The organism is Acinetobacter sp. Gutcm_16, assembly GCF_028649355.1.
In the GTDB taxonomy this organism is placed as follows: Bacteria; Pseudomonadota; Gammaproteobacteria; order Pseudomonadales; family Moraxellaceae; genus Acinetobacter; species Acinetobacter johnsonii.
Genome location: NZ_JAQSUV010000016.1, coordinates 47,673 through 61,875 on the forward strand (window position 1 = coordinate 47,673; position 14,203 = coordinate 61,875).

Below are 14,203 nucleotides of genomic sequence, written 5' to 3' on the forward strand. Positions count from 1 at the left end.
ACATGAGACGATAAAACTTGAGGCTAATATTGCGGTGTACACGCAAGATTGCAAGTGATTTCAACGAGAGGCTTGCCTTTAGCACATTTGTACGGAGCTAGAGTGCAAGTGTGATCAGGAATCATCCTCTTTAAATAGCATTCTTGAATTGAGTGAAAACTGCTATGAATCACCCAAATCCAATCTTCTATTTATAGCTGTGGAGGATATTGATAACTTTTTTTTGACTTAATGATAAAAATTTTGCTGAGATCTTTGTTTAAAAATTATGTACTTTTCATTAAATTTTTCATTTAAATGAAATGGATTGTTCTTCATTTTAGTTTGGGGCTTAGGTTTATGCGACAGTTTTCTTTCTCTTTATTTGCAACTGCAATGTGTGCCTGGGCGACAGTGAGTCATGCGGAGCAGATGTTGGATGTACATGGTCAGTATTTGTTTGGTGACTGGCAGGGAAAACGAACTGAATTGGCGCAAAAAGGCATTAAGTTTGAAGCTAATGCTTTAACAGATACCAACTATTTGGCGGATGGCGGGCATAATGCAGGTGCAAGCCCAAATACCGCTTCACAGTTTTGGCTAGGTACACAATTTGATTTAGAGAAGCTAGCGGGCTGGGAAGGGGTCACCGTTCGTTTTGTTGCGACTGCCCGTCAAGGACAAAGTACCTCAATTCGCGATTTACAAGATCCTTCTGCACCGCAATTAGCCAATGTACAAGCCACCTATGGCCGTGGAAACCAAGACAGCCGTTTATCTGAGCTTTCGATTGAAAAGCGATTTAAAGAACAAGGGCTCAGTGTCAAAGTTGGGCGACTGGGTTTGGGTTCTGACTTTGATATGATGGCGTGTGATTTTGTCAGTAATGCCTTTTGTGCCGCACAAATGGGAAAATGGCAGGGCAATATCTGGATGAATACGCCGGTTTCACAATGGGGCGGTCGCATTAAGTATCAAGTGGCTCCTGAAGTGGCAACGCAAATTGGGGTGTACGAATTTAATCCAGATAATGGCAATGGCAAAGCAGAGGGACAAGGTTGGAGCCTCGACACAGAGCATGCCGATGGTGTGACTATTCCCGTGGAAGTGATTTGGACACCAAAAGCACTATTCAATGGTTTGGCGGGGAGCTATCGGGTCGGTGGGATTTATAACACCGCAGATGATCCAAATAACCAATATGACGTGGCTTATGGCAAAGGTGTGGTTGGCGAAGACCGGACATTTGCAGGATGGATTGCCATCGAACAGCAACTGACTTCAACGGGTGCAGGGCGCCAAGGCTTGCATAGTTTTGCCAACTTTACATGGCATGATCGCATTACTAATAAAGTAGATAACTCACAACAAGTGGGGCTGAAATACATTGGGGTATTTGAGCAGCATCCGACGGATATTTTAGGTTTGGGGGTGAATCGTGTACATCTGAATGAGCGATTCATTGCGGGGAAAGCACAGTATGATGCGAGCGCGGAATACAATATTGAACTGAACTATAGCTATAACGCTACGCCGTGGTTAATGTTACGTCCCAACATTCAGTATGTGGTCAACTCAGGTTCAAGCCATGTGGTGGATAATGCACTGGTCTTGGGGCTCGGAAGCCGTATTATTTTCTAAATGGATAGCCATAAAAGTGCAAAGGTTTGACAGCAGATTTGCACTTTTAGCGTTGAATGCAAGGCACTTTATTTGTTATAGATCATAGTGAGTACAGGGAGAGCTGTGATGCCATTATTATTTCAACCCATTCAATTTGGGGATCTAAACTTAACAAATAAAATCGTGATTGCACCGATGTGCCAATACTCAGCCAATGATGCGGGTGAGCTGAGCTATTGGCATGAGCAACAATGGGCCAATTATGCATTGTCAGGTGCAGGCTTATGTATTGTTGAAGCGACAGCCGTACAAGCGGTAGGACGGATCAGTTTTGCGGATTTAGGACTGTGGAATGATTTGCAACGTGCGCAAATGAAGGCCTTACTTCAAAAAGTCAAAACACTCTCTCCAATGCCTTTTGCCATTCAACTGGCACATGCGGGACGTAAAGCATCGACCGATCGTCCTTGGTCGGGAAAAGGTCAGATCAAACCGAATGAACCGCATGGTTGGCAAACGGTGTCTGCCAGTGATGTCCCCTTTAAGCCTGAAGAGCATGCACCCCATGCTTTGAGTGTGCCGGAGATGCAAGACATCATTGATGACTTTGCCAGTGCTGCAGTACGTGCAGTAGATGCAGGTTTTGAGCTGATCGAACTACATGCAGCCCATGGTTATTTGTTGCATCAGTTTATGTCACCGCTGTCGAACCGACGGACTGATGAATATGGCGGAAGTTTTGAAAACCGCATTCGATTTACCTTAGAGGTCTTCCAAGCCATTAAACAAGCTGTTCCTGAAAACTATCCCGTGGGTATACGTTTATCTGCGACCGACTGGATGGAGTCGACCGCAACAGAAAGTTGGGATATTGATTCAACAGTGGGGCTATCGAAAGCGTTGGAGCAACTCGGTGCGGCTTATATTCATGTTTCAAGTGGTGGCTTGCATGTGGAGCAAGACATTCAGATTAAGGCCAAATATCAAGTGCCTTTTGCCCACGCAGTGAAACAAGCGGTGAAAATTCCAGTCATTGCGGTGGGCTTGATTACAGAAGCCAAGCAGGCTGAACATATTTTGGAGGCGCAAGAAGCCGATGCAATTGGTCTGGCGCGCGCCATGTTGTATGACCCACGATGGCCGTGGCATGCAGCCGCAGAACTGGGTGGGAAAGTCTCTATCGCACCGCAGTATTTACGGTGTCAGCCACATGGGATCAAAGATTTGTTTTCTGCGTTTTAATCACATATTCGCCCATTGGTCTTTTAAAATATTTCAACTGAGTAAAGGTGTATCCTAGGATGGGTCTTTACTTACATCATCTGGAAAAGGAACAGCTTGAATGATTTTTTCGGTAATTTTTCCAGTTTTTTTCCTGCTCTTTCTCGGTTTTGCCTCTGTCAAAATTCAGTTGCTCGCTAAAGAGCAAATGACTGCAATCAGTGCTTTTGTCATCAAAATTGCGTTACCTGCTTTATTGTTGCACGCCTTAGCTTCAAAAGATTTGCATGAAATTTGGTATCCCGCTTATTTTTATGTTTATGCAGCTGTGACCTTTGGCTTATTTATTACGGCTTTTATTTTAGGTCAAAAGCTATTTAAGAATCACTTTACCCATGCTGCAGTTTTTTCACTGGGTGCATCGATGTCCAATACGGGGTTATTGGGAGCAGCAATTTTGACGCTGCTGATGGGAAGTGAAGCGATGATTTATATTTCATTGGTGGTGATCATTGAAAGTGTATTTCTTGTACCGCTGATGCTCACTCTGGCAGAAATAGGGCGACAAAGACAAGCCAATTTAGCCTCCATTTTAAAAACCACATTTCTTACGCTACTTAAAAATCCACTGTTTTTGTCGGTGATGCTTGGCATGAGTTGTGCGATTTTCGAACTTCAAATTCCACATTTAATCGACCAAGTGTTTGCGATGTTAGGCCAGACCGCTGCACCTTTAGCGCTCTTTATTATTGGTGGGGGAATGGTCGGGCTAACCATTCAATCGTTTAACCTGCAAACGGTTTATCTGGTGGTGTCTAAAAATATTTGTATGCCACTCTTGGTTTATTTAGGGTTGACCTATTTGACTGCATTGGACCCAAAGATGATTTATGCAGGGACCTTGATTGCAGCTTTACCGATGCCCTCTCTATTTGGAATTTTTGGGCAAGTGTATGGCTTAAATGAAAAAGCACTCACTCCACTGATGATTAGCACGCTATTGAGTTTTGTGGTGGTCAGTGTCTTGATTGGTCTTTGGTGGTGAAAAAAATACTCTCCGAGGAGAGTATTTTTTGAAGAAGCGATTTATTTTTTGACTGCTGCTGTTGCAGGGGACTTGGCTTGATTCGCCATCATGGTTTCAACCTGCGCTAATGACTCTTTCGCTTGTGGCACATTTTCTTTAGCTAAAGCGGTAAAAATTTTCTTCGCTTCAGGTAAGTTCTGCGGAATGATATTGCCATTGGCAAACATATTGCCTACGGCCATCAGGGCAGGAATATAGCCTTTTTTGGCTAAGTCTTGAATGCTGTTGAGGCCTTTTTGAATGGGCGCTTCTTGTTTGTTTTTAAAGCCTGTGCTGATGTCGTACAGGGCTTGTGCATGAATGGCTTGATAGTTGCCTTTTTTCACCAAAGGCTCAAGTTTCTTAAGGGCTAACTTTTCAGACTCTGGTTTATTTTCAGAAAATAACAGCACGGCATATTCAACGGTTGCATCATCAAAGCCTAATTTAGATGCGGCTTCAAAGTGTTGTTTGGCTTTGTTAATGTCTTGAGGCAAGCCTAAAGTACCAGTGACATAGTTTTTCGCAAGCACATAATGCGCAACAGGGTAGCCTTTGTTTGCAGCATCTTGATAGAGCTGAATGGCTTTCTTCTCATTCTTCGCTGTGCCTTGGCCGGTCTGAGTCAAATAAGCCAAGTTGTACATGGCCTGTGGGTTGCCAGACTTTGCCAGTTTTTCTAAAGCCTGATACGCCCCCGTCATATTGTTGGCTTTAACCATTTCCTCAATCTTGGCAAATTCGGGGTTGATGGTATCTTGAGTGGTGGCTGCAAGTGCAAGCTGGCTAGTGAGTGCAATTAAGCTTGCAAGTACGATTTTCTTCATGTTTTATAAACCTTTTTCTTACACATAAGTCCATCTATGTGTGTATTTGTTTTGAGTCATTTCACATCATAAGTTGAATTGTGTGAATGTAAATATCTGAATTGTGTCTTGGTCTTACAAATTTCCGTTGATTGTGTTGTTCGGTATATATTTTTCCAATACAAACTGCGTGCTGTAGGGTGGAAAAGACTGAAATGTGTTATTGGTATTTGTAGCTGATGAGCTTCGGGTTTTATTAGGATTCTGGCTTAGATTCTGTTTAAATAGCGCTGAAAATGAGTAGTGAGTTCAGCATGTTTATTAAGTCAATTAAGCGAAATTATTTAAAAGTTTTGGCCGATGAGTCGATTCCAGATGGCGAAAAAATTGATGCCTTATTGATGAAATTGGGTGGTGAGTTTTTAGTGAGCAAAGATGACCGTGTATATATCTTTGAAAAAGATGGTGTGACCGCAAAATTTGATGCTAAACATGCACGAGATTTTTCATTTAAAGACTATCTCTGCAAAGACATGAATAAGCTGTTTCATGATTTTTGATGTTTAATATTCATTGTAAATGAGTGAACTATTAAATAAGGCTCTAAAAGGGTTTAAGTCCTTGTATGAGCCTTTTTTATCCAAGGACTGATGGTTACTATAGCGTTCTAAAGCAATATTTTTTATGTTGTGTTTATAGCCGCAGAACGAGTGTGAATGGATTTACCCACTGCAAAGATACTTTCAGTGCTTGGGTTAAAAGATAATATAAAATAATAATTTGTATATGATGAGTCTATGTGTTTGTTATCAAAAGCATTTGACTATGTCCCCATAATTCTAGTTATATCCTATAAAAAAGAAGCTGTTTTTCATAAGATGAATCGAGACCTATCTAAAATGATAAAAATATTCTCAATTTTATTCATATGTTTAGTTGGTTCAATGGCAGTTTTAGCTGGGCCGCCAAATCTTGTTCCTCATCAAATCAACTTGAAAAATGGGAAGCGTTTTTCTCTAAACCTTCCAGCAAATTACGACATCGTTCCTGCGGCTGAGGGTTTAAAACGTGTTCGTTTTTTTAGCAAAGCACCTGACGGTAGAATGTTTGTAACGGATATGCACGATTTGACCGACAATAATAAAGGCATCGTTTATATTTTGGATGAATGGAATGCTGAAACAGGAAAATTCGGCAAAATTATTCCTTATATGACAGGTTTGAAAAATCCAAATTCAGTCCAGTTTTATACAGACTCTTCTGGGCAAGACTGGTTATATTTGGCTGAAACTTATCAGCTCACCCGACGAAAATTCACCCAAGGTGAAATAAAACCCACGGCTAAAGCTGAAGTTTTAGCGACTTTTCCTGATTATGGTTTAAGTTATAAATATGGTGGCTGGCATTTAACACGAACCATTGCAGTGGGTGGGAACGGGAAAATTTATGTTTCAGTCGGTTCAAGTTGTAATGCTTGTACCGAGAAAGAGAAAGTTAGAGCGACAGTTTTAGAAATGAACCCTGATGGTTCTGAACAAAAGATTTATGCCACAGGTTTACGCAATGCCGTCGGTTTGAAATGGGTGGGTAAATTTTTATTTGTCACCAATCAAGGTGCAGACCATTTGGGTAAAAATAAGCCTGATGAAACTTTTTATGCACTCAAGCGTGATGCAGATTATGGTTGGCCATCTTGTTATTCGTCGAATGGTAAAATTTTAGCAGACTCAAAATTTAAACGTCCAACAGGATGTAAAAATGTACCATCTCCTTATGCCTATTTCCCATCGCATTCATCAGCACTAGGCTTTGACTATTTTGATCATCCAGATACAGATGACAGCATTAAAAATGCTTTTTTAGTGGCGCTGCATGGTTCTACGGATGCTACGATTGGTCATGGTTATAAAATTGTGATTATGCGTAAAGGGAAAAAACTTGAAACCTTTATGGATGGTTTTTTAGTGGGGAATAAGGTGAATGGTCGACCTGCGGATATTTACCGTATAGATGCAAATTCCTTTTATTTTTCTGATGATCGGAGTGGGGTGGTTTATTATGTGAGGAAGAAAGTGTCTTTCTAATTTTTTGAGTTTTCTAAAATATTAGGAGAAAGAGCATGACTGAAGATGCGGATAGTCAGGTGAAATTGAGTGGTATGAGATGTTGATCAATCGTTTTATTAAGCAGTTGTATTGTTATGCTTATTCCATTATTTATGTCAGGCATAAATAAAAATTTATGTTCTCAAATTTTATAGGGCATTTCCCTTCAAAAACACCCTATAAATTATGTATTAATTTAATTGTACTTTTTTGGGGTAATAAATTCTTCGAATTCTTCTTCAGTCTCAAGACCCGCCATTCGCTGTCCTAGTGAATTAAAAACAGTTGGGGTAATTGATATATTCAGTTTTTTAGTCAAATCCATATTTTGATCAATTGGATTGCTGCAATCAGTAGATTGCTGTTTTGGTTTTTTCTCATTAATTAAATACTCTTTCCATACTTTTAAAGGTTCTTTAGAGCACCAGATTTTTTTTGCCGTTGTTAATGCGGTTGGGTGCAGATGAGTTAATGCAAATGGAAAGGTGTAAATAGTCATATTATCCATTTCTTCGAAAGCGCCTTGGAATGCTTGGCAAGCAGGGCAGTCTGGATCTGCAAAAACATAAATTACATGTTTTCCATTTCCCTTTACTTCTTTAAAAGCTTGATTCAGCGGGAGTTGCTTGGGGTTTATTGCATAGTGTTTTTGATAAATGGCATCTGTAATGTTCAATTGATTATTGATGTCTAAAATTTTTCCTTTAATCAAATATTTGCTTTTAGCGTCCATCATAAATGTTCCCCTGGGATTCGATAAGGCATACAGTCCTTCAATTGGCGTTTTATCGATAAACTCAGGTTTTAATTCTCTAGGAAATTGTTGAGCAGTTTGATTTATTTTGTCGAGGTCATCTGCAAAGCTGACTGAACTGGCTAAAACAAGCCAAGTCAGGATTGGTGCTAAAATAGTTAATTTTTTCATAATGCTTAATTGCTGATATTTTTATAAATATTTACAGAGTTGATAACAAAGTACAAGCTGCATTGAAAAGATTTAGTCGTTAAAAAGCCCCTAAATTTAGAGGCTACTTTATCATAACATTTTAAAACTTATAGATTTATTGCGGTCGTGCCACATCACTATTTAAGTGTTCTGGTAAGTCTAAAACCGTCACATCAAGCTCGCTCAAAGACTCAGGACGTGCCACCACCAACGCGACATAACCGCCATCAATCGCAGCGCTATTCACCACTTGAATACCTTTATTCAACTGTTCAGCTTGCGCAGGCGCACTGCCTGTACCCTGAATTAAATGCAACCATGCTTTGGGTTTGGCTTTAAACCATAAACGCGCAATTACTTCCTGACCCAAGTAACAGCCTTTGTCATAGTGCACGCCTTCACGTTGGTGTAAACGTAGCTCTTGAGGTTGAAACACATGCTCAATGGCTTGGTCGATATACGCTTCACCATGAGTAATGGCTTGCACTTGCCATGCTGCAATATCGGTAGGCTCAGCAGAGAAGGTAGTGCGGTCTTGCGTGAAGGTTGGGAAAACTGAACCCATAGGTTCAAGTTTCATTTTAGAGAAAGCACCAAACTTTTTAATGTGTTTAGCAAACTCTTCCGACTGGTCTTGTGTGGTAACAATTTCAAAATGTTCAGGGTTACGTTTTGTCAGCCACAAACCGAAGTGAATACGGCCTTTCAAGTCACAAATGGCGGTGTATTGCGTTGTATTTTCAGCTAAAGCTTCAACGTTGACCGTCACTTGACCTTGTAAAAATTTGAGTGCATCTACACCAATTAAAGTGAAAGAGGAGAAAGCTAGATCGCTCATGAATTGCTCGCCTACCTTAAAATCTAATACTAAAGAATTAGGGCTATTTTCCGCTATTTTTCAGAAAAAATCATATTTAGAGTAAATATTTAAAAGTTAATGTAACTAAATATTTCAAAAACCCCTGTTTTTATATCTAAGCTTATGAAATATAAACGATTTGGGAAATGGGTTTTCGACAGTGTAGTATGCCTAGCAGACAAAGATGAATTGTCTAGTAAAGACAGTGAAGAAAAATGAAACACCAAAGGCAGGAACGCTATGAACAATAATCACCGCAAACCACTGCAAGGCACCCAGCTAGAATACTTTGATGTGCGAGAAGCCGTTGAACAGATTCAGCCAGGCGCTTATGCAAAACTTCCATACACTTCAAAAGTATTGGCTGAACAGTTAGTGCGTCGTTGTGATCCTGCCATTTTGGAGCAGTCACTAAAAGAACTGATTTTCTCAAAACAAGATCACGATTTCCCTTGGTATCCTGCGCGTGTGGTGTGCCATGACATTCTTGGACAAACGGCATTGGTTGACCTTGCAGGTTTACGTGATGCCATTGCAGATCAAGGCGGTGACCCATCGAAAGTGAATCCTGTTGTGCCAACACAGTTGATTGTCGATCACTCTCTTGCTGTGGAATACGGTGGTTTTGACCCAGATGCCTTTGAGAAAAACCGTGCCATTGAAGACCGTCGTAACGAAGACCGTTTCCACTTCATCGAATGGACCAAGACCGCTTTTGAAAATGTCGATGTGATTCCAGCGGGTAACGGCATCATGCACCAAATCAACTTGGAGAAAATGTCTCCTGTGGTGCAAAGTCGTGAAGGTGTGGCATTCCCAGATACTTGTGTCGGTACAGACTCACATACACCACATACCGATGCACTGGGTGTCATTTCGATTGGTGTCGGTGGTTTAGAAGCTGAAAATGTGATGTTAGGTCGTGCTTCTTGGATGCGTCTTCCAGACATTATTGGTGTTGAATTTGTTGGACAACGTCAAGCGGGGATCACTGCAACAGATATCGTTTTAGCATTGACTGAATTCTTGCGTAAAGAACGTGTCGTTGGTGCGTACCTTGAATTCTTCGGCGAAGGCGCAGACAGCATGTCTGTGGGTGATCGTGCCACGATTTCCAATATGACCCCTGAATATGGCGCAACTGCGGCAATGTTCTATATTGACCAAAATACGATTGATTATTTAACCCTGACAGGTCGTGAAGCTGAGCAAGTTGCACTGGTTGAAAACTATGCCAAAGAAATTGGTCTTTGGGCATCGGATATGAAACAAGCGGAATACCCACGTGTACTTCGCTTCGATCTTTCAACAGTAACACGTAATATTGCAGGCCCATCAAACCCACATGCTCGTGTATCAACAGCAGATTTGAAAGAAAAAGGCATTGCAGGTGTGGTTGAGCATCGTACCGATGGTTTAATGCCAGATGGTGCAGTGATTATTGCTGCCATTACTTCATGTACCAATACATCAAACCCACGTAACACAGTTGCAGCAGGTTTATTGGCACGTAAAGCCAATGAATTGGGCTTAACACGTAAACCATGGGTGAAATCCTCTTTTGCACCGGGTTCTAAAGCTGCTGCTTTATATCTTGAAGAAGCAGGTGTATTGGACGATTTAGAAAAACTCGGTTTTGGTATCGTGGCGTATGCATGTACCACCTGTAATGGTATGTCTGGTGCTTTAGACCCTAAACTACAACAAGAAATTATTGACCGTGACTTGTATGCAACTGCAGTATTGTCAGGGAATCGTAACTTCGATGGTCGTATCCATCCATACGCAAAACAAGCATTCTTGGCATCTCCTCCGCTGGTTGTAGCCTATGCGATTGCAGGAACGATCCGCTTTGATATTGAAAAAGATGCATTAGGTAATGATAAAGACGGTAATCCAATTTACTTAAAAGACATTTGGCCGTCAGATGAAGAAATTGATGCGCTGGTCAAAGAAGCGGTGAAACCTGAACAGTTCCGTAAAGTCTACATTCCAATGTTTGATTTGGGTGTGGCGGAAAAATCGGAAAGCCCACTGTATGACTGGCGTCCACAAAGTACCTATATCCGTCGTCCACCGTATTGGGAAGGGGCTTTGGCTGCACCACGTACATTGGCAAATATGCGTCCGCTTGCCATCTTGCCTGACAACATCACTACCGATCATTTATCACCATCGAATGCCATTATGATGGATTCGGCAGCGGGTGAATATCTGCATAAAATGGGTGTGCCTGAGGAAGACTTTAACTCCTATGCAACGCACCGTGGTGACCACTTAACCGCACAGCGTGCAACGTTTGCGAACCCGAAATTGTTTAATGAAATGGTGGTTCGTGCGGACGGTACGATCAAGCAAGGTTCGAAAGCACGTGTTGAGCCTGAAGGTGAAGTAATGCGTATGTGGGAAGCGATTGAAACTTATATGAATCGTAAGCAACCTCTCATCATCATCGCAGGTAAAGACTATGGTCAGGGTTCTAGCCGTGACTGGGCTGCCAAAGGTGTTCGTCTTGCAGGTGTTGAAGCGATTGTAGCGGAAGGTTTCGAGCGTATTCACCGTACCAACTTGGTGGGTATGGGCGTGTTACCGCTTGAGTTTAAAGCAGGCACTGACCGTAAAACTTTAGGTTTAGATGGCACTGAACTTTATAGTGTGATTGGTAATATCGCGCCGCGTTCGACGTTAACTTTAGTCATTGAGCGTGCGACGGATGAAGGTAAGAGTGAAATTGTTGAAGTGCCTGTCACTTGTCGCCTAGATACTGAAGAAGAAGTGTCTGTATATGAAGCGGGTGGTGTATTGCAACGCTTTGCGCAGGATTTCTTGGAAGGGAATGTGGCTTGATGATTTAAGCTAAAAGTTATTGATATTGTTGTAAAAATACCCTACTTTTAAGTGGGGTTTTTTAATAGAGATACGAATGGAACAGCATACTATAATTTTGAACTGGGAAGGTCCTTTTACTCTGGAAGAGGTTCTAGAAAATAAGCAAAAATCTAATGGGTTATACATTATTACAGGGAAAGGTAAATACGAAAGAGATTTAGATATTCAGTATTGCGGAATAACAGAAGGTAGTTTTTATAATAGGTTGAAAAATCATCATAAAGCTTCTTTAGTGACTAGGGAGCAAGAAATTTGGTTAGCAAAAGCAGAATATCCAGCTGAAGCAACTAGGACGTTCTTAGAAAAGGCTGAATCTATAATTGTTTATTTCTGGCAGCCTAATCTGAATGATAGAAAAAAAGTCTATCCACCTACACCTATAACGCTAGTCAATAAGTGGTACAAAACAGACGGATCACCTCGATTACGTCAACATCCGATAATGAAGAATTTAGCTGATGTGCTATGTTGGGATGGCGAAATGTGGAGAACAGGTAATTTAAGCGTTTATGATAATTAAGAATGTGCCTTTTCTATAGCTGTGATGAATACAAACAAAATTATTGATGGTAATAATGAAACCACTAAGGTACCTGCACATTGTTGTTTAAATATCTAAGCAGATACTTCTAGGTATGATGTGGTGTGTATATTATAACTCTTTTTCCTTGATTTCTAGGAAGAGGATATTGGGTAAAATTAATTATATTGGTCTATTAATTTAGTAATGCTAATATTTTAAAGTTAAACTAGGTAAAAATGTGGATTGGAAAAAATTTCAAGGAATTACAGCACAATTATTTCGTCAGGTTGGTTGTTTAGCCGAGGAAGAAATCAGTATTAAAGGTGCCCGAGCAATTCATGCAGTTGATGTGTATGTGACATTTAAAAATTTTGGTTTCGAAGAAAAATGGATAATTGAATGCAAGAATTGGAAAACTAATATTCCTAAAGAAAAAGTATTGGCTCTAAGATCTATTGTGGAGGATATAGGTGCGCATAGAGGTTTTATAGTAAGTAATAAGGGTTTTCAGTCTGGGGCAGTAAGTTATAGTCAAAATACAAATATAGACTTGATAACATTTAATGATTTAAAAATGATAATAGCTTTGAATATTGTCCCGCTTAAAGAATTAAATATTAATAAGTGTGATAATTATAATCAAGTAAGAAGGATTAATATTTCAAATGAAATTATAAAAAAATTGAAAAATCCAAATAATGGGGATTATGCTGAAATTTATAGGGATTACTTGTTATCAAACATGTGTCAAAAAACTCAAAAAAGCGCCTGTATTGGACTTTCTAAAATTGATTCTACCGAGTCTGTTCTTATCTTAACTGAACGATTGACCAACTTTTGGGGAGTTGGTGCTATACAAAGTACGATAAAAGCACTCTCAAAACTTGTTGAAAGTGGAGGCATCCTTGGGCTAATTGCAACTCTATTTTGGGATTATAGGTTTTATTATGAAAAATTGAGTGCTGTTTCAGTTAGTTTGAAAATTCAGGGTAATATTAATGATTCCAAAGTGATTGATAAAATAATTGAAATGAAGTTGGAAGAAGGTTTGAATTTTCCTTTGAAGTTATCTTTGAAAATTGAAAATGATATAGATTTGTTATTAGGGATTAATAACTCTGATATAAAACATAGTTTGATAGTAGCGAATTTTTATAATCAATCACTTTGGGCTAATTGTATAGGGATTAAAGGTAGTATAGAGGAGTCGCTAGAGTATTTTGAAAGTAAGGTTCCAAATTTGCTAAATGTGATAAAAAAAGTGAATCTTTTGAACTTGCATTAATTCTGATTGATAAAAATATTTGTATATATTTTTTGATTTTTTGAGATTAGTTCTAAGTATTACTCTGTAATACTTAAAATATTTATTTGGATTTTTTAAAAAAATATCATATTTTTTTGAAATGAATTGTAGTAAAAATTATTTGAGCAATAAACTAGAGGGCTGTTTCTAAAACCTATGGAGAACAAAAATGTTACTGCTGGAGAAAAATCTGGAACTGGCTTCTATTTTTGTGTTCAATGCGGATACCGCACCTACTTAGAAATTGGTACAGATCATTTACCCCCGTGTACCAAATGCCAAGGCAATCAATTGAACAATAAGATTGCCTAAGCGGCACACTGCAAACAGTTATCCACTGTTTTGAATCAAGCCCTGTCATTAGATAGGGCTTTTTATTTGCTGGAAGAAAGGTTTTGGAAGCGGTTAGCACTGATACCATGACTCAAATGTATCTCAGCTTAAACGAATGCACTTATGATTCAACGCTCTAAAGACAACAATATAAGCTACTGACAGCACTTTCATGACTAAATTTTATTTAGCTTAGCTATTTTTGAAATACATCATTTCTAACATTTATGACGCCATCATTTGTCAAAATGATCAATAGACATCCATCATAAAATGCATATACTAATAAGACCATTTTCTAAACATATGGAGAACAAAAATGGTTACTGCTGGCGAAAAACCTGGAACAGGCTTCTATTTTTGTGTTCAATGCGGACACCGCGTCTACTTAGAAATTGGTACAGATCGTTTACCCCCGTGTACCAAATGCCAAGGCAATCAATTTAACAATAAGAATGCCTAAGCCAAAGATTTAACAGTTACCCACTGTTTTAAAGAAAAGCCCTATCACCCGATAGGGCTTTTTGCTAAGTTATAAAAAAGATAA

13 protein-coding genes are annotated in these 14,203 nt (G+C 39.6%); 10 read left to right on the top strand and 3 right to left on the bottom strand.

Features of this window, described 5'->3' with window-relative positions; translation table 11 throughout:
- Positions 1-339: 339 nt before the first annotated feature.
- The 3 genes from PTT44_RS02320 (at position 340) to PTT44_RS02330 (ending at position 3,868) form a co-directional block, all read left to right on the top strand.
- Positions 340-1,620 carry a carbohydrate porin gene (locus PTT44_RS02320; RefSeq protein ID WP_168158261.1) on the top strand — a complete coding sequence of 427 codons (1,281 nt, stop codon included), beginning with the start codon at positions 340-342 and terminating at the stop codon, positions 1,618-1,620.
- A gap of 108 nt (positions 1,621-1,728) precedes the next feature.
- On the top strand, positions 1,729-2,844 hold the full coding sequence (locus PTT44_RS02325) for an NADH:flavin oxidoreductase/NADH oxidase (RefSeq protein WP_114837220.1): 1,116 nt from the start codon (positions 1,729-1,731) through the stop codon (positions 2,842-2,844).
- 100 nt (positions 2,845-2,944) lie between these two features.
- Positions 2,945-3,868, top strand: a complete 924-nt coding sequence (locus PTT44_RS02330; RefSeq protein WP_168158260.1) for an AEC family transporter — start codon at positions 2,945-2,947, stop codon at positions 3,866-3,868.
- Positions 3,869-3,909: 41 nt separating this feature from the next.
- Here the strand turns inward: PTT44_RS02330 and PTT44_RS02335 are convergent, their stop codons facing one another.
- Complete coding sequence (locus PTT44_RS02335; protein WP_168158259.1) at positions 3,910-4,716, bottom strand: tetratricopeptide repeat protein; 807 nt, start codon at positions 4,714-4,716, stop codon at positions 3,910-3,912.
- 293 nt (positions 4,717-5,009) lie between these two features.
- Between PTT44_RS02335 and PTT44_RS02340 the strand changes: the two genes are divergently transcribed.
- Complete coding sequence (locus PTT44_RS02340; protein ID WP_004695190.1) at positions 5,010-5,255, top strand: hypothetical protein; 246 nt, start codon at positions 5,010-5,012, stop codon at positions 5,253-5,255.
- A gap of 339 nt (positions 5,256-5,594) precedes the next feature.
- Entirely contained in the window at positions 5,595-6,779 is a 1,185-nt protein-coding gene (locus tag PTT44_RS02345) for a PQQ-dependent sugar dehydrogenase (RefSeq protein WP_168158258.1), read from the top strand.
- A 217-nt stretch (positions 6,780-6,996) separates the two neighbouring features.
- On the opposite strand, the gene PTT44_RS02350 is transcribed toward PTT44_RS02345, so the two are convergent.
- Together PTT44_RS02350 and ygfZ are read right to left on the bottom strand one after the other, a co-directional pair.
- A complete protein-coding gene (locus PTT44_RS02350) occupies positions 6,997-7,725 on the bottom strand; it encodes a DsbC family protein (protein ID WP_168158257.1) in 729 nt (242 codons plus the stop codon).
- A 136-nt stretch (positions 7,726-7,861) separates the two neighbouring features.
- Positions 7,862-8,584 (bottom strand): CAF17-like 4Fe-4S cluster assembly/insertion protein YgfZ, encoded by a 723-nt coding sequence (gene ygfZ / locus PTT44_RS02355; protein WP_168158256.1) that lies wholly within the window; start codon positions 8,582-8,584, stop codon positions 7,862-7,864.
- Between the two features lie 261 nt (positions 8,585-8,845).
- Between ygfZ and acnD the strand changes: the two genes are divergently transcribed.
- From acnD to PTT44_RS02380, 5 genes are all read left to right on the top strand, one after another.
- Complete coding sequence (gene acnD, locus PTT44_RS02360; RefSeq protein WP_168158255.1) at positions 8,846-11,452, top strand: Fe/S-dependent 2-methylisocitrate dehydratase AcnD; 2,607 nt, start codon at positions 8,846-8,848, stop codon at positions 11,450-11,452.
- A 76-nt stretch (positions 11,453-11,528) separates the two neighbouring features.
- A complete protein-coding gene (locus PTT44_RS02365) occupies positions 11,529-12,014 on the top strand; it encodes a hypothetical protein (RefSeq protein WP_004983087.1) in 486 nt (161 codons plus the stop codon).
- A gap of 241 nt (positions 12,015-12,255) precedes the next feature.
- Positions 12,256-13,302 (top strand): restriction endonuclease, encoded by a 1,047-nt coding sequence (locus PTT44_RS02370; RefSeq protein ID WP_168158254.1) that lies wholly within the window; start codon positions 12,256-12,258, stop codon positions 13,300-13,302.
- A 177-nt stretch (positions 13,303-13,479) separates the two neighbouring features.
- Positions 13,480-13,635: a zinc ribbon-containing protein gene (locus tag PTT44_RS02375; RefSeq protein ID WP_168158253.1), complete on the top strand. Its 156-nt coding sequence runs from the start codon at positions 13,480-13,482 to the stop codon at positions 13,633-13,635.
- A gap of 340 nt (positions 13,636-13,975) precedes the next feature.
- Positions 13,976-14,119, top strand: a complete 144-nt coding sequence (locus PTT44_RS02380) for a zinc ribbon-containing protein (protein WP_004695201.1) — start codon at positions 13,976-13,978, stop codon at positions 14,117-14,119.
- Positions 14,120-14,203 lie beyond the last annotated feature (84 nt).